Annotated in this window: 19 protein-coding genes; 9 read left to right on the top strand and 10 right to left on the bottom strand. The window is 44.6% G+C overall.

The window, feature by feature from the left end; translation table 11 throughout:
- Positions 1-208 precede the first annotated feature (208 nt).
- Positions 209-844, top strand: a complete 636-nt coding sequence (gene upp, locus RT084_RS08980; RefSeq protein ID WP_065263959.1) for a uracil phosphoribosyltransferase — start codon at positions 209-211, stop codon at positions 842-844.
- A 72-nt stretch (positions 845-916) separates the two neighbouring features.
- Here upp and RT084_RS08975 read toward each other — a convergent pair whose 3' ends face one another.
- From RT084_RS08975 to RT084_RS08965, 3 genes are all read right to left on the bottom strand, one after another.
- Positions 917-2,563: a vWA domain-containing protein gene (locus tag RT084_RS08975; protein ID WP_312384271.1), complete on the bottom strand. Its 1,647-nt coding sequence runs from the start codon at positions 2,561-2,563 to the stop codon at positions 917-919.
- A gap of 113 nt (positions 2,564-2,676) precedes the next feature.
- A complete protein-coding gene (locus RT084_RS08970; protein ID WP_099808321.1) occupies positions 2,677-2,889 on the bottom strand; it encodes a DUF2905 domain-containing protein in 213 nt (70 codons plus the stop codon).
- Positions 2,890-3,397: 508 nt separating this feature from the next.
- On the bottom strand, positions 3,398-5,791 hold the full coding sequence (locus RT084_RS08965; RefSeq protein WP_312384269.1) for a YgiQ family radical SAM protein: 2,394 nt from the start codon (positions 5,789-5,791) through the stop codon (positions 3,398-3,400).
- Positions 5,792-6,215: 424 nt separating this feature from the next.
- On the opposite strand from RT084_RS08965, the gene RT084_RS08960 reads away from it, so the two are divergent.
- Positions 6,216-7,103, top strand: coding sequence for a threonine/serine exporter family protein (locus RT084_RS08960; RefSeq protein ID WP_007115871.1), 888 nt, complete (start codon positions 6,216-6,218; stop codon positions 7,101-7,103).
- Positions 7,104-7,151: 48 nt separating this feature from the next.
- Positions 7,152-7,619, top strand: coding sequence for a threonine/serine exporter family protein (locus tag RT084_RS08955; protein ID WP_007115872.1), 468 nt, complete (start codon positions 7,152-7,154; stop codon positions 7,617-7,619).
- 29 nt (positions 7,620-7,648) lie between these two features.
- On the opposite strand, the gene RT084_RS08950 is transcribed toward RT084_RS08955, so the two are convergent.
- Positions 7,649-8,116: an Lrp/AsnC family transcriptional regulator gene (locus tag RT084_RS08950; protein WP_062331430.1), complete on the bottom strand. Its 468-nt coding sequence runs from the start codon at positions 8,114-8,116 to the stop codon at positions 7,649-7,651.
- A 174-nt stretch (positions 8,117-8,290) separates the two neighbouring features.
- Between RT084_RS08950 and rarD the strand changes: the two genes are divergently transcribed.
- Together rarD and RT084_RS08940 are read left to right on the top strand one after the other, a co-directional pair.
- Positions 8,291-9,268, top strand: a complete 978-nt coding sequence (gene rarD / locus RT084_RS08945) for an EamA family transporter RarD (RefSeq protein WP_313099359.1) — start codon at positions 8,291-8,293, stop codon at positions 9,266-9,268.
- Positions 9,269-9,368: 100 nt separating this feature from the next.
- Complete coding sequence (locus tag RT084_RS08940; RefSeq protein ID WP_264754915.1) at positions 9,369-9,947, top strand: BLUF domain-containing protein; 579 nt, start codon at positions 9,369-9,371, stop codon at positions 9,945-9,947.
- Between the two features lie 58 nt (positions 9,948-10,005).
- Here the strand turns inward: RT084_RS08940 and RT084_RS08935 are convergent, their stop codons facing one another.
- Both RT084_RS08935 and RT084_RS08930 read right to left on the bottom strand, forming a co-directional pair.
- On the bottom strand, positions 10,006-10,572 hold the full coding sequence (locus RT084_RS08935) for a DNA-3-methyladenine glycosylase I (RefSeq protein ID WP_312177719.1): 567 nt from the start codon (positions 10,570-10,572) through the stop codon (positions 10,006-10,008).
- Positions 10,573-10,678: 106 nt separating this feature from the next.
- On the bottom strand, positions 10,679-12,028 hold the full coding sequence (locus tag RT084_RS08930) for an MFS transporter (RefSeq protein WP_409418409.1): 1,350 nt from the start codon (positions 12,026-12,028) through the stop codon (positions 10,679-10,681).
- Between the two features lie 208 nt (positions 12,029-12,236).
- On the opposite strand from RT084_RS08930, the gene RT084_RS08925 reads away from it, so the two are divergent.
- The 4 genes from RT084_RS08925 (at position 12,237) to gorA (ending at position 16,566) form a co-directional block, all read left to right on the top strand.
- Positions 12,237-12,551: a rhodanese-like domain-containing protein gene (locus RT084_RS08925; protein WP_312384262.1), complete on the top strand. Its 315-nt coding sequence runs from the start codon at positions 12,237-12,239 to the stop codon at positions 12,549-12,551.
- Positions 12,548-13,840, top strand: a complete 1,293-nt coding sequence (locus tag RT084_RS08920; protein WP_219332135.1) for an McrB family protein — start codon at positions 12,548-12,550, stop codon at positions 13,838-13,840. The genes RT084_RS08925 and RT084_RS08920 overlap by 4 nt, the downstream gene beginning before the upstream one ends.
- Positions 13,837-15,060, top strand: coding sequence for a 5-methylcytosine restriction system specificity protein McrC (locus RT084_RS08915; protein WP_312384258.1), 1,224 nt, complete (start codon positions 13,837-13,839; stop codon positions 15,058-15,060). Before RT084_RS08920 ends, RT084_RS08915 begins: the two co-directional genes overlap by 4 nt.
- A gap of 135 nt (positions 15,061-15,195) precedes the next feature.
- Complete coding sequence (gene gorA, locus RT084_RS08910; RefSeq protein WP_313099349.1) at positions 15,196-16,566, top strand: glutathione-disulfide reductase; 1,371 nt, start codon at positions 15,196-15,198, stop codon at positions 16,564-16,566.
- Positions 16,567-16,643: 77 nt separating this feature from the next.
- On the opposite strand, the gene RT084_RS08905 is transcribed toward gorA, so the two are convergent.
- Genes RT084_RS08905 through potB form a run of 4 tightly spaced genes read right to left on the bottom strand, consistent with a single transcriptional unit; the run spans position 16,644 to position 20,056 of the window.
- A complete protein-coding gene (locus tag RT084_RS08905; protein WP_099808310.1) occupies positions 16,644-17,165 on the bottom strand; it encodes a hypothetical protein in 522 nt (173 codons plus the stop codon).
- 54 nt (positions 17,166-17,219) lie between these two features.
- Positions 17,220-18,362: an ABC transporter substrate-binding protein gene (locus tag RT084_RS08900; protein WP_076773924.1), complete on the bottom strand. Its 1,143-nt coding sequence runs from the start codon at positions 18,360-18,362 to the stop codon at positions 17,220-17,222.
- 10 nt (positions 18,363-18,372) lie between these two features.
- A complete protein-coding gene (gene potC, locus RT084_RS08895) occupies positions 18,373-19,176 on the bottom strand; it encodes a spermidine/putrescine ABC transporter permease PotC (RefSeq protein ID WP_312384254.1) in 804 nt (267 codons plus the stop codon).
- A gap of 10 nt (positions 19,177-19,186) precedes the next feature.
- Positions 19,187-20,056, bottom strand: a complete 870-nt coding sequence (potB, locus tag RT084_RS08890) for a spermidine/putrescine ABC transporter permease PotB (RefSeq protein WP_312384284.1) — start codon at positions 20,054-20,056, stop codon at positions 19,187-19,189.
- Between the last annotated feature and the right edge of the window lie 55 nt (positions 20,057-20,111).

Here is a 20,111-nt window from a genome sequence, read left to right as displayed (position 1 = left end):
CGCCAATGGTAGTGTGGTTCGCCCATGTGAGAGTAGGTCATCGTCAGCTCCCTATCCCAAAAACACCCCCTTACATCAGTAAGGGGGTGTTTTTTTGCATCCCTGAAAAACTTAGAGAAAAACTCAGAATAGAAAATTAATGTTTTTATCACAGACTTTGGGTAAAATAGGCGAAATTTTTGGTGTGAAATTTAAAGTGAGTGTTACCATGCAAATTACCGTTATTGACCATCCCTTAGTTAAGCATAAATTATCATTGATGCGCGAGGCAGATAGTAGCACTTATAAGTTTCGTACCTTGACTAAAGAGCTTGCCCGTTTGATGGCGTATGAAGCAAGCCGTGATTTTCCCATAGAAACAATCAGCATTCAGGGCTGGGAAGGCAACCAAATTGAGGGCATTCAAATCAAAGGTAAAACCGTTACTGTCGTACCTATCTTGCGCGCAGGTTTAGGAATGCTTGATGGGGTTTTAGACCTTATTCCCACGGCAAAAATCTCGATGGTTGGATTGCAACGTGATGAGGATACCCTTGAGCCTGTGCCTTTTTTTGAAAAGTTGGTGAAAGATATTAATGAGCGTCCTGCGTTGATTTTAGATCCTATGCTTGCGACGGGCGGTAGTATGGTAGCAACGATTGATATGATGAAAAAACACGGTTGTAAAAATATTAAAGCCTTGGTATTAGTGGCAACGCCTGAAGGGGTGAAAGCGGTGAATGATGCCCATCCTGATGTGAAGATTTTTACCGCCGCACTTGATAGCCATCTCAATGAACAGGGGTATATTATCCCAGGGCTTGGGGATGCAGGGGATAAAATTTTTGGCACAAAACAGCACTGATGGGCAAAACAGTAAAAGTAGGAGAAAAGCTAGATGATTTATCTAGCTTTTTTATTGACACTTGTATAGTGACTATTTTTTGGTCGGTTGTAAGCTATCGGCTAAGTCGATAAGCTTGATAAATTCGCGGCGAATACCTTGTGGGTCGTTGCCGATATTGGCTTGGGCGAGTCGCTTGCTATCGTTTAGTTGCCAATTACCGAGGTATTTGCTTTGCTTGAGGGTTTCACCAAAACCTGCCACACTTAGCGCAAATGCCAGTTCGCTGCTCGGCTGTTGGGTAGTATTGGTAATGGGCAGTGTCAAAAGCGTTGATGTGTTGCTATGTGGCGCTTTATAGCGAAGTTTTAAAAATCCCAGCTCAGTATTTTTGCTGGTGTGACTGATAGGGTAAGCTTGGTAGCGGCTATCGTCTAGCCAACCTTGCTGCCCCACAGGGGTAACTTCAAACAGCGCAACCACGGATTTGCCTGCACCTAGCTCACCTGCGTCTACTTTATCGTTGTTAAAATCTTCTTTTGCAAGGACACGATTTTCATAACCAATCAACCGCCATTCTTTAACCGTCTGGGGATTGAATTCCACTTGGACTTTGACGTCTTTTGCTACGGTATTAAAGGTTGCTGACATTTCGTCTACCAAGGCTTTTTTGGCCTCAGACAGGCTGTTGATGTAGCTATAGTTACCGTTGCCGTTATCCGCGACTTGTTCCATCATATGGTCGTTTAAATTGCCTTCACCAAAGCCAAATGTGGAAAGTGATACGCCGCTATCACGCTCACGGCGGATAATATCTAGCATTTCATCGACGTCCGATACGCCGACATTAAAATCCCCATCGGTCATCATCAAAATGCGGTTGATGCCGTCTTTTTTATAGTGGATTTTTGCTTGTTGATAAGCCAACTTTATCGCTGCTTCGCCATTGGTCGAGCCACTGGCAGCTAGGCTATCAATCGCGGCTAATATTTTGTCGGTATCACTGCCTTTAGTGGCAGGAAGCGTCACTTGGGTACGACCTGCATAGGTCACGATACTAATGGTATCTTGCGCCCTCAATTGCTTGGTGAGCATTTTTAGCGAAGATTTGACTAGTGGTAATTTATCGTTGTCTGACATCGAGCCTGACACATCCACCAAAAATACCAAGTTGGCAGGCGGTAAGACGCTTTGTTTCGTGATGGTAGGGTCATCCGCTTTGATAGCCACTTTGATGATACGATTGGTAGCACGCCACGGTGCGGTAACCGTTTCGGTACTTACCAAAAAAGGGGCGTTGGCAAGGCGCTTGGCTTGTGAAAAGTCATAGTTAAAATAGTTGATAAGCTCTTCAATACGCACCGCGTCAGTGGGCGGTAGTTGCCCATTGTTGAGAAAACGGCGTACATTGGCGTAGCTGCCGGTGTCAGTATCGATACTAAAGGTGGCAACGGCATCAGTTGCGGTTTGGTGAATGGGGTTGACTGCAAGGTGCTGATATTTTTCGCTATTATCCTGTGGTATCGGCATCGGCATGATAGGCGAGTAGCGTGCCATCTTGCTCATTGCTGCCGCTTCCATCATCATGGCAGGCGCAGCAACCACGGGCGTTGGCTGCGCGATAACAGGTGTGGCAGGGCTCGTATCACGGCTATTTGACGGCGAGGGGCTACAAGCCGTCAATAAGCTTTGGGCGATTACGAGGCTCAGTAGTGTTGGCTTAAAAATGTCGCGCTGCATGACTAACTCCTTTTCAATCTTGACTGGCGTAATTACAGTTTACGACATTTTTTGATAAAAAAGGCAGTTTTTGTGATAAAAACCTTCTCAATATAGCGGTACTTAGCGCGCTGTTAGCGGTTAAATAGGTTAAGAATAATAGTGAGAATGATACTCACAATAATCATGGTGACGATGGGGAAGTGAAAGCTGAAGCCACCGCCTTCGGAGCGATAATTAACGTCCCCCGGCATACGACCAAACCAGTTAAAGGCATTGGGAAAAAACAGATAAATTAAGCCAATGATGAGAAATAAAATCCCTATCCCAATAAAAATTTTTGCCATATTGAAAGCCTTTTATTTTTATAATGGTTTGTATTTTAGTGATTTTTTAACGTTTTTAGTGCTGTGTTTAGTTGTTAAGATGTAAGCTTGATGTAAAAATAAAAATTTAAATTTTATTGAGAATATTTTATCAAAAAGAAATGCTATCACATAACGTTTGAGGCTTCGAGTCTTTATTCGGAGCAATACATTGGAGTTTTAGACAGAAGGTTAAATAACGCAGCCATCAGTCATATGAGTTATTTAATCCATTCAGCCTATAGGTTATTTCTAGCTAATCATTTTGCATTTAACAATTACAGTATTCGAAGAAAACACCAAAATCAAATTGGGTACTTTTAGAAATCATCAAAGTCCAAACCAAGTTAAAGTTGCTAAACATTCTTTTTTTAATCATGCAAAAAACATAAAATTTCTATCAACCTTTAGACGTTCATTAAAATTGAAACAATTTAAAAATAAATAAGACGGCTTGTAGAAATGCGCTACAAGCCATGAATGACATAAACTACTTAGTTTTCCGCGGCGGCAAGCCTGTATGTTGGGTTTGGAAATTGCCTTTTTTCGGCTGTTTTTGGTTTGACGGTTTTTTACCAAAACTGGTCGGTGTTGGTTTTTTACCCGATTTTTTTGCAGTACTATCTTTATTCGTACGTTTGACCGAATCACCAGCGGCAGAACTATTTTTCTTACGGGCTGATTGGTAAAAGTCTTCACCTTCCAGTTTTGGATTATAAGGCGGAATCAAACATTGACTGCCATGCCCAATCAAATCCTCACGCCCCAAGTCTTTAAGCGATTGACGCAGCAGTGCCCAATTTTTGGGGTCATGGTAACGTAAATATGCTTTGTGGAGTTTACGTTGTTTGCCCGATTTGACGATTTCCACCCCTTCGCTGTCACGGGTGACTTTATGCAGCGGGTCTTTGGCAGTATGATACATGGTAGTAGCAGTTGCCATGGGGCTTGGGTAAAAGGCTTGTACTTGGTCGGCACGAAAGCCATTGCGCTTGAGCCAAATTGCCAAGTTCATCATGTCCGTGTCGGTGGTGCCAGGGTGAGCAGCGATAAAATACGGAATCAAATATTGCTCTTTACCTGCTTCACGGCTGTATTTGTCAAACATCTGCTTGAAAGTATCGTACGTCCCCATACCCGGTTTCATCATTTTGGAGAGTACATTGGTTTCAGAGTGCTCAGGGGCGATTTTGAGATAACCACCGACATGGTGGGTGACCAATTCTTTGACATATTCCGGGTCTTTGACCGCCAAATCATAGCGCAAGCCTGACGCAATCAGGATTTTTTTCACCCCTTTGATATCACGAGCTTTACGGTACAGTTGGGTGAGATGACTGTGGTCGGTGAGTAAGTTGTCGCAGATATCGGGATACACGCAGGAGGGTTTGCGGCAGTTTTTCTCAATGGCATCGTCTTTGCAATGCAGACGGTACATGTTGGCAGTCGGTCCGCCAAGGTCAGAAATTACCCCGGTAAATGACGGCTCGGTGTCGCGGATTTTTTTGATTTCGCCCAAGATAGACTCTTCTGAGCGGTTTTGGATAATGCGTCCTTCATGTTCGGTAATCGAGCAGAAGGTACAGCCGCCAAAACAGCCGCGCATGATATTGACTGATAATTTGATCATGTCGTAGGCAGGAATTCTTGCGTTGCCGTAGCTAGGGTGGGGCAAACGGGCATACGGCAAATCAAAGATATAATCCATCTCTTCCATGGTAAGTGGAATGGGCGGCGGATTGAGCCATACATCAATGTCGCCATGTCGCTGCACCAAGGCGCGGGCGTTATGCGGATTGGTTTCTAGGTGCAAAATACGGTTGGCATGGGCGTAAAGTACGGGGTCGGATTTGACTTGCTCAAAGTCGGGCAAGCGAATCACGGTTTTGTCACGGGGGGGCAAGGGGCGTTTGTGTTTTAAGGCGTTTTTATTGGGGTCTTTGAGGTTGACCACTTGGATGTCTTGGCTTTCAGCGACCTTATCAGCATTAAGCACTTTGTGCTCGACTTTATCTGCCACAAACCCTTTGTATTGACTCTCAAGCGTTTTTTCTTGTTCGATGTGACAGTCGCCCACATCTTCCATCATCACATACGGATTGATAATCGGGTCAACACGCCCAACGGTGTCGACGTCGTTACTGGCGATTTCTATCATATCGCGTTGCCAGTGTTTTTTGGTTTGTGTCGAGAGATACGCGGTGCCACGCACTTTGGCAAGGTCTTCAAAACGGTAACCTTTGGCAAGTGCATGTACAACATCGACAATCGCGCGCTCGGCATTGCCATACAGCAAAATATCAGCGCGGCTATCCATCAAAATGCTACGGCGCACTTTATCTGACCAATAATCATAATGAGCGATACGGCGCAGCGAGCCTTCAATCCCGCCCAAAATAATGGGAACATCGGGATAGGCTTCACGGCAGCGCTGGCTATATACCACAGCCGCACGGTCGGGGCGTTTGTCGGGGGCATTGTCTGGCGAGTAGGCATCGTCACTGCGAATGCGTCTATCGGCGGTGTAGCGGTTAATCATGCTGTCCATATTGCCTGCGGTGACGCCCCACGCAATGGTCGGTTTGCCAAGGGTCATAAAAGCGTCTTTGCTCGTCCAGTCTGGCTGGGCAATGATACCGACGCGAAAGCCTTGCGACTCTAACAGTCTGCCGATGATTGCCATGCCAAAGCTTGGGTGATCGACGTAGGCATCGCCTGAGACGATAATGACATCACAGGCATCCCAACCAAGGGCATCCATTTCGGCGCGGCTCATCGGCAAAAATGGCGCAGGCTCAAAGCAGCTTGCCCAGTGTTTGTCATAGTCAAATAAGGCTTTGGCGCCTTGTTTAAAGGCTTTGTTGGCAATAGTTTCGGCGGACATAGGCTTGAATATTAAATAAAATGAATATGGCTCATTTTATCATGAATCAATTTTGCGATGGGGGTTTATAGGGCGAAATAACAAAAAAACCTGATTAAATTAGTCGGGTTTAATTAAAGGGTAAAGCGATTCAGTATTTTTGTAAAAATTAACGGAAAAAGTGACTGTCAAATGGCTAGATGGTGATTAAAATGGAGGGTAATGGAAGGTATTGAATATTACCCTATTATTTAAACCAAAATAAACCAATCGCAGCTTGTTAAGTAGGTAGAATTTTTTTAAATAACGGGTAGTTTTCAACTTTTTGCTCATTTTTATTCAGCTTTCTTAATCAACTTTTTAATCAATAAAGCAATACTGATTCACCCTGATTTTATGCTAGTTTAATGCTAAAATGAGATATCAAGGTTATTAAAATGATGCTATGACCGATACCTTTGCTGATGCCCTAGAAGCGCTTGATCCGCTAACACCTGAGCCTACTAAGCTTTCGCCCCCGACAGAGCCGAAGCCTAGACGGCGGTTGCCGTATATGGCGTATGAACACCAGCAGCAAATCACCCGTCTGTGTGTGCGCTGTGGACTGCTACTAATGCAATATGGGGCAGAGTCGGCAACGGTAACAGATTTGTGCCGCCGATTGGGGTTAGCGTTGGGGTTGGCCAGCGTGGAGTGTGGGATTGCCTATAATGGCTTGACCATCACCACAATTTATAATAACCGTTGTATTACCACCTTGCGCGCCTCAACCACCCATGCCATCAATGTCAATATCGTTGTACAAATTCAGCGAATTGTACTGGATTTGGAAAGTATGCCGGTGACGAGTACCCTAGAGCATGCGACTTATCGATTTGATGAGATTGATCGGGGCACTTATCCTGCCAAGATGGTCGCGACGATGGTCGGTGTGGCGTGTGCCTGCTTTGCGTATTTGGCAGGGGGCGATGTACTGGTGTGTTTGGTGACTTTTATTGCGAGCATGATGGGTTATTCGCTGCGGCTATGGCTGAGTAACCGCAACTTTAATCCCTTTATATCCGCGCTCATAGCGGCGTGTTTCGGCTCCATCTTCGCCAGTACCGCGCTGTTATTGGGGATTGGTAACGACCCGCATATTGCCATGGCGTCGAGTGTGCTTTGGTTGGTTCCCAGTTTTCCTTTGATAAATTCGTTGTCGGATATGCTCAAGGGTTATATGAACATCGGTATCGGGCGCTTTATGTTTGTGATTATCTTGACGTTATCGAGCTGTATCGGCATCGTGCTGTCATTGCTACTACTAAATATCAGTCATTGGGGCGTGGGTTGATGAAAGCGTTTGATAAAATTCTATTGCCAATATTGGGCAGGGTAAAAAATGGCGATTGATGCGATTGCCTTGATACGCGCAGCAACTTTTGCTTGCTTGATGACGCTTGGCTGGACACTGCTTGTCAATGTGCCGCGCCGCTATATTTGGCAATGCTTATTGTTGACTGTGCTGGGTTATGGACTTAGAGAACTCTTAAAACAACTGTCAGTCAATTTGATACTAGCGACATTTGTGGCAGCGGGTATTTCATCGTTTGTGGCAATTTATTTGGCAAAAAAATATTTACTCACCCCAAAAATGATTTTGGTGCCTGCCATGCTGTGTATGATGCCAGGGATTACCGCGTACAAAGCTATGATTAGCTTTGTACAGCTAGGCTACTATGGCTACAATCCACAAGTATTTACCCAAATGATGGATTTTAGCTTCAATGCGATATTTGTGACCGCTGCGTTGGTGTTTGGCATTTCGTTGCCGACGTCATTTTGGTATCGCACTAAGCCCATTGTTTGAGCCCATTGTCTGATGGCGCATTAATCTAACTAATCTAACTGGATTTTAGTGCCTACCTTGGAGAAGTTCATCACAAATTGACTTTTAAAGCGTCGGACATTGTTTTCATAAGTTAAATTATCACGGGTAAAACGGTGATATTCCGCCATATTTTTGGCATGTACCAATAGTAAAAAGTCATAATCCCCTGAGATTTCATAACAACTCATCACGTTGGGCAATCGGTTCATCAAGCGCTCAAAGCCATGCTGCAGCGCGGTATTTTGTTTTTCCATTTCAATCAGCACAAACGCGCTTAAATCAAAGCCCAATTCGGTGGGGTTGACAATCACTACTTGGCGAGTAATCACCCCCGTCTCTGTCATCATTTGGATACGGCGCTGACAGGTCGCTACCGATGCATGCACTTTTTCGGCGATGTTCTTAAGCGGTAGGGTCGCATCTTCTTGCAACAAGTTTAAAATACGTTTATCGATATCATCGATTTCATGAATCATAGCCATGTCCTTCTAAAAATATAAAATAAGACAAATTGAGAAAAATATAGCAAATTTATCTTATATTAATATTAAATTATCACAAATTGGGGGATTTTGAAATAATTTACCAAAGATAATTGTTATACTGCTTGGCAATTTAACCGCAAAAGCAAAAATATAACAAGGTCAATTATGTCAGTCTCCAGCGCTTTATCACCATCCTCTATCGTTGTCCAGCCCAAGGCAACAACCCGTCAGCCCGCTACCGCTGCCAAAAAGTTACGTTTTGGGGTGGTGTTGGCATTGATTTCTAATGTGTTGTTTGGCGTGCTATATCTGTATAGTCACTGGCTTGCGCCGTTGTCAGGCACGCAAGTTTTTTTGTGGCGCATGGTGGCGATGTGGTTTGGGTTGGTGGGGCTGTTGGCCGTGACGCAAAGTTTTGGGCAACTCAAAGCATTTTTGATGGGATTAAACAAACAACAATGGGTTTTATTGCTGTTGCCGACACCGATTTTGGCAAGTCAGCTATGGCTGTTTATGTGGGCGCCTATCAATGGACAGGCGGTCAATACCGCAATGGGGTATTTTTTGCTTCCCTTGATGATGGTACTGATGGGCTGTGTGGTGTTTAAAGAAACCTTAAATCGATTGCAGTGGGCGGCGATTATCGTTGCGGCAGCAGGGGTGGGATTGCAATTTTGGCTCGCGGGGAGTGTATCGTGGGTCACTGCATGGGTGTGTTTGACTTATCCGATTTATTATGGACTGCGCCGCTGGCAAGGGGTACCTGCGCTGTTGGGGCTGTTCGTTGATTTGTCAGTGATTGCACCGATTGCCCTAGGTTTTTTATTATGGCAAAACACGAGTGTATCGATAGTCACAGGGTCAATGACAATGGGGCTGTTAGTGATTGGACTGGGTATGATTAGTGCGCTTGCCATGCAGACCAACCTCAAAGCCAGTCAGGTGTTGCCGATGAACACCTTTGGTATGCTCAGTTATCTTGAACCTGCGCTGATGTTTTTATTGTCCATTTTTGTGCTGCATGAAGCTGTCAATGGCACCATGATTGCCAGTTTTGCTTTAATTTGGGTAGGGGTATTGCTGATGATCGTAAATGCAATACGAGTGTCCAAAAAAAGCCACTCAACCGCTATTTGTGACTAGGTAAGCTAATATTCTTGATTTAATGGATGGCTAAGTATGTAATAAATTGTTAAAATTGCGCTGAACAAAAATTGTAAAACCATAAAGACTGAGGTGCTGCTTGGGGCAAATTCATTATCTAACTTATGTGAGCCGTATGACGTTGAAAGCTGGCGTAACCCCTAGAACGCTGTCTGATATCATGACGGTGGCACAGCGTGAGAACCTTGCCCATCAAATTACCGGTTTTTTGTGCTTTGGTAATGGCTATTTTTTTCAGTACATTGAAGGCGAAAAATCAGCGATTGAGCAATTATTTGGTAACATTCAGCGTGATGGGCGCAACCGCGATGTCACGCTCAAGTCTAAAGGGATGATCGAACAACGGCTGTTTCAAGATTGGCAAATGTTGATGGTCAATATCAATAATCCAGAAACACATGAAGATGTTATCAATGCGTTTTTACCTGTGTTGTCAGCTAGGTCAACAGCAGCAGCGGCTGATAAGTTTGTTGAGGTCATGCGGTCACAATATCATCGCCGTAGCTTGGTGGATTTTCAAAGCTATTCTCTTAAAAATGTCAGTCATTATGGGGTCAGTCTGCGCGGACTGCTCAAAGTGCATCAGCATTTTTTATTGGTTCAGAGCATTTTACTGGTATTGATTTTGATTAGTTTTAGCCTATTTTGGGGGCTGTAGCACCGAGAAATCTGTAGCATCGAGAAATATGTTATCCGCTGTTGACTATTGAAACCGCTTATCGAAAATCACACGCCGCTACATGGTCATTCACCATGCCGACTGCTTGCATAAACGCATAGCAAATCGTTGAGCCCACAAATTTAAACCCGTCTTTTTTAAGCACTTTTGACATGTTATCTGAATATTGCGTGTTGGTGGGGATATCAGCAAAGGTTTTTGGGTGATTATCCTGTGGTATTTTTGCCAAGCCGCTGGGTGACAAGTTCCAAAGATAATCGCTAAAAGCTTGCGTTTGGGTGATTTTTAGATAGCATTTGGCATTGTTGATAATGGCTTTGATTTTACCGCGGTGGCGAATAATGCCCGCATCGGTCATCAGACTATCGACCATGTCATCATCAAACTGCGCGATAATTGCAGGGTCAAAATCAGCAAATACTTGGTAATAACGCTCGCGTTTTTTGAGTATGGTAATCCAACTAAGTCCCGCTTGCATGCCTTCTAAACACAGCATGGCAAATAGATGACGGTCATCATAACTGGGCTTTCCCCATTCATTGTCGTGGTAAGCTTGATAAAGTGGGTCTGTGCCGCACCATTCACAGCGATTATAGGCTTTCATCCTAGGTCTCATGGTATTGAAAATTTTATTATAACCGCCTTGGGCAAAAAAAACGCCAGCATTTGCCAGCGTTTTTGAGGTATCAGTTTTTAGTCTATCTTTTCTTTTAATCCATCAAATCGATATTTTTGGTTTCTTTAATTGAGAATAACGCGATGAGAGAAATCAAACCGTTAATAACAATATATATAGCCACACCTTTCATGCCATATTGCTCGTTGATTTTGATGGCATAAATCGCAGGAATCGATGCACCCACAATCGCCGCTAGATTGTAAGCTAGGGACGCACCTGAATACCGTACTTCGGTGGGGAACAGCTCTGGTAATAGCGCTGCCATTGGACCAAATGACATACCCATACATGCCATGCCCAAAATGAGGAAAATAAATACCGTGGTTGGTGTACCATTGCTGAGCAGTGCTGGCATAAAGCAGGCAAATAACATACATAATATAGTCACGCCAATCAGCCATTTTTTACGACCGATTTTGTCAGCGCCAATCCCAGAGATACTGGTAAAAATACCAAACACAATCGCAGCCACCAATAAAAAGCCAGTAAAGGTATTTGGGGCAATACCTAACCCTGTTGGAAAGCCGAAAGAAGACAATTTTGCCGGGCTTTTTGAATACGCTTGTACGAAGGCAGTCATGATATAAAAAATCACATAAGTCATCGCCATCAAGAATGTGCCTTGCACCATCGGACGCCAATACTGGGTGATGACTTTTGACACAGGGGCATTAACTTTTTTGCCTTCGGCCTCAGCGGTACGGAATACATGGCTTTCATGCAGGCTTAAACGTACCCAAAGACCCACACCCACAAGCACGATTGAAATAAGAAACGGGATGCGCCATGCCCACTCGACCAAGACATCTTTTCCTAAAAAATAACTGAGCAAAAAGAACACTAAGTTGGCTAAAAATAACCCAATCGGCGCGCCTAACTGCGGGAAAGTACCGTACCAAGCACGTTTGCCTTCTGGCGCATTTTCGGTGGCGACCAAGGCAGCACCGCCCCATTCACCGCCAAGACCAATCCCTTGACCTACACGAAGTAAACATAACAACAATGGGGCAATGACGCCTACTTGGGCATAAGTCGGTAGCAAACCAATCGCTACAGTTGACAAACCCATCGTGAGCAGAGAGGCCACCAAGGTTTTTTTACGACCGAGTTTATCACCAAAGTGACCAAATAATGCTGAACCGAAAGGGCGGGCGATAAATGCCAATGCCAACGTCGAAAGCGAGTAAAGCATCGCCGCTTTTTCATCGGTTTTATCAAAAAACTGGGTATTAAAAATCAATACGGCCGCGGCGGCATAAATGTAATAATCATAAAACTCAATAGCCGTACCAATCATAGATGCCACGGCGACCTTTTTTGGGTCATTGCGTAGCGCGATATGCTGATGATCAGGGGGCGCGGTTGAAGCCGTCGTCATGATGTCATCCCTCCTTAGATAATAAAAGTTTAAGTTAAGATTAAAATACATAAAATATTGGAATGAATTATAAATCATAATTTGTCAAAAACTTGATAAAAATAGTTAAGGTGATGCAAAAATTTGGTTATTAATCGCTGATTTGATAAATTTCGTCAGCTTATCCATAATAAGCCATCACAAAATACACATTAAAAATTAAGAGGTAATCATGATTCGTGAACTAGCCATTACCGAATTTTCTGCCACGGCAAACGATACCGTTTGGGATGTGCGGGATAGTAAAGCGTTTGCGCAAGGACATATTGAGTGTGCCAAAAACCAACCCTTAGATACGCTGACGACAGAGTTATTGGCAACCACGGATGGCACTGTCTATGTGCTATGCGGTGGCGGCAGCAAAGCCGCCAAAGCCGCCGCTTTGCTCAATGAGATTGACCCAAAGCGGGATATCGTCCATTTGACGGGTGGTACGCGTGCAGCAAAAGCGGCAGGTATGACCATCGTGAGTGATAATCTGTCATGAGTGAGCCAGCAAAAAATATTATCTATACGGGCGTAGCAGGGACAGGCAAGACCTACCGACTGCAACAAATCGCCAAACAATATACCGAGATATTGCCAGTAGCCAATGCGGATGAATTGCTAAGAGCTTTGCTTAAGCCACTAAGCTGGCGAGATGTAATTTGTTTGATATTCCTAAATAATTATCAACAAGGTAGAAAACTGCTTAAAGTGCCAGAAATAATCGATCATCAATTTTTTAGGATGAAGGCGCAATTAAATGACCGTAAAGAAAATTTGAATCAAACGGCTTGGGGCACATTGATGATGTACAGTGATAAGAACTCAGTCCGTGTCAAATATCATCGAAGGGCTAGCCAATCGTATTTTGATAAAGACGATAGCAGTAATTGGTTTTTATTAGCAGACAGTTTGCCGTTATTAGCAGACTTGCAAAACAAGCTTGATGATTACCAAGTGGCGATTCACAGCCAGTTTCAGCCCAACTATTTACAGCCAAAGCTAGAACGCTTTAGTTTTGTCAGTTTTCATCAAGCGTATGGGTATGAAGAATTTGTCGAAGGCATTCGTCCCCACATCGCGGACAATGGGCAGATGAGCTATCGCATTGAGTCAGGGGCATTTCTTAGACTGTGTCAACAAGCCAAACATGACCCTAGCCACCGTTATGCCATGTTGATTGACGAAATCAACCGCGCCAATGTCGCCCGCGTGTTTGGGGAGTTGATGAGTTTGATTGAACCTACCAAACGCGCAGGACAGACAGATAGGCTGTCGGTGAATTTGGCGTATTCGCGTCAGCCGTTTAGTGTGCCTAGCAATGTCGATATCTACGCCACCATGAACAGCCAAGATCATTCATTGGCGCCGCTCGATATGGCATTTCGCCGCCGTTTTGAATTTATTGAATGTCAACCACAGCCACAGTTGTTGGGTAAAGTGATGGCAAATGGGATTGAGATTGATTTAGCCAAGTTGTTGACCGCATTGAATGAAAGAATCTTGCAAAATTTGGCAAAAGACAGCCAGTTAGGGCATAGTTTTTTGTGGGGTATTGATTCGCTGCAAGCGTTAAGCGCTGCGTTTAGCCAATCCATCATCCCACAAGTGGCGCAAGCCTGCCAGCACCATGGACAAATCTTGCAAGCAATCTTTGGGCAACGCTTTATTAGGCTAGTTGATAACAAAAAAGCAACTGGATTTATGGCGCAGCAAGCGGGGTTTGACATCAATACCCAAGCGCTTGATGAGCCAAATAACTATCTTGCAATCTATCAAAGCGCCCAATGAAAGCCATCATCACGTTTGAACATAGTTGCCTGACCGCGGCAGATTTTGACGATGGGCAAGATTTTGACTGGCTTATCGAGCAAAATTTTGACGTGTTTCGCATTGAGCGTAAACAGCAGCGGTGGCAACTCAAAGTGCGCCACTATATCGGTGTGATTGGGTTGCCCAGTGGCGGGCAAATTGAGATTTTGCCAAAACTTGCACAAAGCCAAATTACCCATGCCGATGAAGTTGCCCAAACCCGTCAATGGGTGCAACAGATGCTGACAGCGGTGTGGCAAGCCTTATTGCCCAAGTCGTTACCCAATCTAGCCAATCAACTACTCATCAATCCTCCAGCCCCCAATCCTCCACCCAGCAATCATTCACTATCGCTTAGCGAGTGGCTACAAGCGTATTTTTGGCAGGGATTTGCCCAGTATGTGCCCAATCAGCAATATCAGCAATTTGAGCAAAATCAGCCCTATCTGCAGGGTAAATTACTGGTCAAAGAGCAATTGCAGCATAACTTCCACCAGCCGCATAAGTTTTATCATCAGACTGAAAATTTTGCGATGGATACCGCGGGCAATCGCTTGGTAAAAACCACCATCGAGCGGGTGATTGGCAGCATGGCTTTCCCATTACCGCCTCAGTGGCAAGCAGTGGGTACCGTTGCCAAAGACTTATACGACATCTTATTTTCTCAAGCGCTGCAAGAGTTGACCGCGTTGCCCAGTCTGCTTGCCCAGCGTAATTATACTTTTATCAGCTTTTGTTATGCGCTGCTGACGCTACAACAAGCCAGTAACCAAGGGCAGTTTTTGACCCCAACTTGGCTGGTGAATATGCCATTTGCCTTTGAAAAATGGGTGGGCAGGAAAATCCATGAACAATTTGTAGGGCAGAATTTTGAGCTAGTTGAGCAAAAAAGACAGCCATTGACCGTGCAGCAAGGGTTAACCATCAAACCCGATATTTGGCTAAAGTCTGCCGATAAACTCATTATTGCCGATGTAAAATGGAAAAAAACTGCTACTTTCAACGACATAAGCTTGGCTGATATGTACCAACTACTTACCTACGCCAGTGAGTTTGATGCCGATGAAGCTTGGCTGATTGTCCCAACACTAAGCACACAGTTAATGGCACAGCAGATTGAATTTTGCCAACCCAAAAAAACCCGATTTTATCTGATGCCTTTTGCGGTGACGCAAGGGTGTTTAAACCTTTTTCATTAAAATTATTCAAAAAAAAACGCTGATTTGTTTTATTTTATCAATGAGAAAGGTGAGAATTAACAACTTTTCTCGCTACCAAAACTTGGTAAAATAACCGCATATAACTTTGAAAATGACCAAAAAACAGGAAGAATTATGAGCAAACATTATGATTATATCGCGATTGGTGGTGGGTCAGGGGGCATTGCATCCATCAACCGTGCTGCCAGTTATGGTAAAAAATGTGCCTTGATTGAAGCCAAGCAGCTAGGCGGTACTTGCGTCAATGTGGGCTGTGTGCCCAAAAAAGTGATGTGGTATGGCGCCAATATGGCAGCGGCGATCCATCATTATGCGCCTGACTATGGCTTTGATTTGGATGTTAAACAATTTGACTTTGCCAAATTGGTACAAAGTCGCCAAGCTTATATCAGCCGTATTCATCAGTCGTACAACAACGGCCTCAAAAATAACCAAGTCGATGTGATTCAGGGTTTTGCCAAATTTGCCGACCAACATACCGTTGAGGTGTATAAAAATGACGGCACAGTAGAGACTATTACTGCTGACCATATTTTGCTTGCGATGGGCGGTCGACCTGTTCGCCCCGCGATTGAAGGGGCAGAGTTGGGTATTGATTCCGATGGTTTTTTTGACTTGACCGAGTTGCCACAGCGGGTAGCGATTGTGGGGTCAGGCTATATCGGTGTTGAGATTGCAGGGGTGATGAATGCATTGGGCTCAAAGACCCATCTGATTGTGCGTAGCAAGCGGGTGCTCAAAAACTTCGATGCCGACATTGTCACCACGCTCACTCATATCATGCACGATGATGGCATTGAATTTCATTATGGAGTGCTACCACAACAAGTACGCAAAAACGAAGATGGCTCATTGAGCATTGAATTGTCAAACAATGAGACCTTGACGGTGGATTGTTTGATTTGGGCAACGGGTCGCGCACCTGCAACCGATAGCATCAATCTTGATAAAGCGGGCGTTGAAGTCAATGAGCAAGGCTTTGTTAAAGTCGATGCCTATCAAAATACCAATGTCGAAGGGATTTATGCGGTGGGCGACATCATCGAACATGGTATTCAATTGACCCCAGTGGCGGTGGCAGCAGGTCGTCGATTATCTGAGCGCTTGTTTAACAACAAACCCAATGAGCATTTGGACTATAACCTAGTGCCGAGCGTGATTTTTAGCCATCCACCGATTGGTACTGTGGGGCTGAGTGAAGAAGAGGCGGTCAAAGGCTATGGCATCAATGCGGTGAAAGTCTATAAATCCAGTTTTACCCCGATGTATAGTGCAGTGACCAAGCACCGTGAGCCGTGTCACATGAAGCTGATTTGTGTGGGTGAGGAAGAAAAAGTGGTGGGCTTGCATGGTGTAGGTTTTGGCGTCGATGAGATGATTCAAGGTTTTGCTGTTGCTATCAAAATGGGCGCCACCAAACGTGACTTTGATGACACGGTGGCGATTCATCCGACTGGCTCAGAAGAGTTTGTCACCATGCGCTAAGCGAATTTTAGGGTAAAAAAGCGGACTTAATTATAAGCCCGCTTTTTTCGCTTTTAAACTGTTAAATTTTTACTCTTTTACTCTGGGATTTGTATATCAGTGATATCAGGATAAGCTTGTTTGATAAACTCAATTTGTGCAGGGGATTCGATACGTACGATATACCATTTATTAACGTCATCCACCTTATCTTGAATCGCCACGACATGGCTGTTGATAGTGATATCATCCATCGTGAATGTTGTCGGGAATATCACATACTCGCGCCCAGTGGTCGACTGATAGACTTTGGCTTTGCTCAAATTATAGCGATAGCTAAATTTGGCGGTAGCCATATCTTTGAAAGTGTCATCTGCTGCTTGTATCATATGGGTTTTGAGGGTAGCAGCATCCATATCAAAACGCTCACCGATCACCACAAAAATTTGCGGCGGCATCAACGCCATAATCGGCGCGATTTGTTTGGCTTTGATGCTATCCACCACGATTTGCATATGTTGGTCAATGATACGTTCATCGGCTTTATCATAGGCGACAGCTGATAACGATAGCGGTAGCAATGAGAACCCTAATATAAGCTTTTCTATTTTTGATTTCACAGATACTCCTTTATTTAGTGTATTTTTTAGTACCGCTCTTTACCAATGTGTCTGTTACATATCCACTTTGAGCCTATCCCAATACTGCTGATATAACGCCATTATCTCATCCCCAACGTCTTCACGAAACATCGCGTGTTTTAGCAAATCAGCTGGCGGATACACAATCGGATTGTTGGCAAGCTCAGGCGGCATTTCTTTTTTTGCCGCCTCATTGGGCGAGCCGTAGCCGATTTCTTCACTAATCATGGCAGCGTATTTGGGTCGCAAGATAAAATCGATAAACTTATGGGCGTTATCGTTGTTTTTGGCATTTTTGGGGATGACCATGTTATCCATCCACATAATAGCGCCTTCTTTTGGATACACAAAGTCCAGCTCTGGCATCCCTTGGTCTTGTGCCATGATGACTTCACCATTCCAAGCCAAGCCCAAGTAAGTTTCCCCTTCCATAAACGGCATGCGCGGTGCATCTGAGTTAAAGGTGCGCACATTGGGCATCAGCTTGGTGAGCTTTTCATACGCTTGTTTGATGGCTTCAGGGTTTTTGGTACTGCCATTATAGCCAAGGGTCAATAGACTCATGGTGAACACGTCACGGATGTCATTCATCAGCATCACGCGCCCTTCGTACTCTGGCTTCCATAAGTCATTCCAGCTACTCAAGCTTGCTTTAGCAATGCGTTTGGTATTGACTGCAATGCCTGATGAGCCCCACAGATAGGGAATACTAAACTTGTTTTCAGGGTCAAAAGGGGCATTGATAAAGGTTTTGCCGAGGTTGCCAAAATTGGTCAATTTGGCATGGTCAAGCGGCTCAAGCATCCCTTCTTTACGCATTTTATCGACAAAATCCGTCCCTGGAAACGCCACATCATACTCACCACTGCCATTCATCAGTTTGAGTTTGGCGTACATGGCTTCGTTAGAATCAAAGGTGCTATAAATAACGTCGATACCTGTCTCTGCGGTAAAATCTTTAAGCACTTGGTCAGAGATATACTCCGTCCAGTTATAGACATTGACAACCTTGCCGCCTTGACTGGCAGTAGGCGCAGACGCCGCAGCGCTAGTCGAGGTCTCGCTCGCTTTTTGACAACCCGTTAGATTACTTGCCAGCCCCCCTGTTAAAACGGCACCGCCAATGCCTAAGCCATACCCTAAAAAACGTCTTCTATTGAGCATCCGAGATATCATATAAGTCTCCTTAACGTTTTTGGGTCGATGGTAGATTCATCGACTTTTTGGCAAGTAATAATTGCGAGATAATCAGACCCAGTAGCGAGATTGCTAGCAAGATTGTGCCTACGGCGTTGACTTCAGGCTTTACCCCAACACGCACCATCGAATAAATCTGTAATGGTAAAATCTCAAATTCAGGTCCTGTATTGAACGTAGATACCACCACATCATCAAGCGATAAGGTAAAGGCAAGTACCCAGCCCGCCAAAATCGCAGGCAAAATAATCGGTACAAGCACGGTACGAATCATGGTAAATTCATTGGCACCCAAATCACGCGCCGCTTCCAACACGCGGGTATCGAGGCTAGATAGACGCGCAGTCACCGTAATCACCACAAAGGGCAGACAAAAGGTAATGTGGGCAATTAGCAACGTCACAAAACCCAGCTGTATCCCCACAATCAAAAACAACGCCAATAGCGAAATCGCCAACACAATCTCAGGTGACATCATCAGCACAAATAGCAAGCTTTGTAGTATCGATTTACCTTTAAAGTCATAACGCTGTAACGCTAACGCCGTCAAACCGCCAATCGCAGTAGAAATCGTCGCAGCCACTACCGCCAATATGACCGAGTTGATGGCAGCTTGTACCATCGCGGCATTACTAAATAACTCGCTGTACCAATGGGTACTAAAACCGCCCCATTGATAGCCGACTTTTGAGGCATTAAACGAGAAAATCACCATCACCGCAATCGGCGAGAACATCAGCAGATATACGATGGTCAAATACAGGCGAGACAGCCATTTCATAATATTAGACATAGCATCCCCCTTATGCCACTTCGTTGTAGTCAGTTTTGCCAATGCGTTTGCTGCTGGCTCGATACGCCATAATCAGCAATGCCATGGCAAGCGTCAATAGCACGGACGCCGCGGCACCAAATGGCCAGTCACGGGCATCCAAAAACTGCGATTTGATGATATTACCCACCAACAAGTTGCGCGAACCGCCCAAGATATCCGCCACATAAAACATGCCCATGGCAGGCAACAGTACCAGCAATACCCCTGAAATAATCCCTGGCGTAGTGAGCGGCAAAATCACGTGCCAAAAGGTTTGTAGCTTGTTAGCGCCCAAATCTTTGGATGCCAAAATATAATCGTCACGCAAATCCACAAATACCGCATACAGGGGCAGTACCATAAACGGAAACAGCAAATACACCAAACCGCCAATAACCGCTTTTTGGGTATATAAAATTTGCAGTGGCTCGTTGATAAGCCCAAGGTTAATCAGCATGGTGCTGAGCAGACCGTTGGCCGCCATAATGAGTTTCACCGCATACAGGCGCACCAATGAGTTGGTCCAAAAAGGAATCACTAGCAATAACATCAATAATGACTGCCATTTTTTATCCGCTTTACTGACCAGATAGGCAAATGGATAACCGAGCAGCAAACAGATAATCGTCGTCATCCCTGCCATCGACAGCGAATGTAAAAACACTTTTAAATAAAGCGGATCAATCAATCGAATATAGTTGCCCATGGTGACAGGCAGTGTTAAAAACTTATCTTCATCCCGGGTCAAAAAACTGGCGGCAATCACCAAGATATTGGGAATCAGGGCAAAAATAATCAACCATGCCCAAATCACAAACAGGGTCGCACGCTGAAAACCGCGCCCGCCTTGTTTTGTCATAACAGGGGCAGGCGTGTTAGCAGTCGAAATGCTAGAGGTCGAAGGTGAAGTAGTA

It is taken from the genome of Moraxella sp. CTOTU48717 (genome assembly GCF_032057165.1).
Classification (GTDB): Bacteria; Pseudomonadota; Gammaproteobacteria; order Pseudomonadales; family Moraxellaceae; genus Faucicola; species Faucicola tetraodonis.
The sequence above is the reverse complement of the archived record's forward strand: the minus strand, read 5'-3'. Positions and strand labels throughout refer to the sequence as shown.

Bases quoted from the DNA above. Each gene is read 5' to 3' on its own strand.
- RT084_RS08955 (WP_007115872.1), top strand. From the start codon at position 7,152: ATGGCGATTGATGCGATTGCCTTGATACGCGCAGCAACTTTTGCTTGC.
- upp (WP_065263959.1), top strand. From the start codon at position 209: ATGCAAATTACCGTTATTGACCATCCCTTAGTTAAGCATAAATTATCA.
- RT084_RS08960 (WP_007115871.1), top strand. From the start codon at position 6,216: ATGACCGATACCTTTGCTGATGCCCTAGAAGCGCTTGATCCGCTAACA.
- RT084_RS08925 (WP_312384262.1), top strand. From the start codon at position 12,237: ATGATTCGTGAACTAGCCATTACCGAATTTTCTGCCACGGCAAACGAT.
- rarD (WP_313099359.1), top strand. From the start codon at position 8,291: ATGTCAGTCTCCAGCGCTTTATCACCATCCTCTATCGTTGTCCAGCCC.
- RT084_RS08935 (WP_312177719.1), bottom strand. From the start codon at position 10,572: ATGAAAGCCTATAATCGCTGTGAATGGTGCGGCACAGACCCACTTTAT.
- potB (WP_312384284.1), bottom strand. From the start codon at position 20,056: ATGACAAAACAAGGCGGGCGCGGTTTTCAGCGTGCGACCCTGTTTGTG.
- RT084_RS08970 (WP_099808321.1), bottom strand. From the start codon at position 2,889: ATGGCAAAAATTTTTATTGGGATAGGGATTTTATTTCTCATCATTGGC.
- RT084_RS08915 (WP_312384258.1), top strand. From the start codon at position 13,837: ATGAAAGCCATCATCACGTTTGAACATAGTTGCCTGACCGCGGCAGAT.
- RT084_RS08900 (WP_076773924.1), bottom strand. From the start codon at position 18,362: ATGATATCTCGGATGCTCAATAGAAGACGTTTTTTAGGGTATGGCTTA.
- potC (WP_312384254.1), bottom strand. From the start codon at position 19,176: ATGTCTAATATTATGAAATGGCTGTCTCGCCTGTATTTGACCATCGTA.
- RT084_RS08920 (WP_219332135.1), top strand. From the start codon at position 12,548: ATGAGTGAGCCAGCAAAAAATATTATCTATACGGGCGTAGCAGGGACA.
- RT084_RS08965 (WP_312384269.1), bottom strand. From the start codon at position 5,791: ATGTCCGCCGAAACTATTGCCAACAAAGCCTTTAAACAAGGCGCCAAA.
- RT084_RS08950 (WP_062331430.1), bottom strand. From the start codon at position 8,116: ATGATTCATGAAATCGATGATATCGATAAACGTATTTTAAACTTGTTG.
- gorA (WP_313099349.1), top strand. From the start codon at position 15,196: ATGAGCAAACATTATGATTATATCGCGATTGGTGGTGGGTCAGGGGGC.
- RT084_RS08975 (WP_312384271.1), bottom strand. From the start codon at position 2,563: ATGCAGCGCGACATTTTTAAGCCAACACTACTGAGCCTCGTAATCGCC.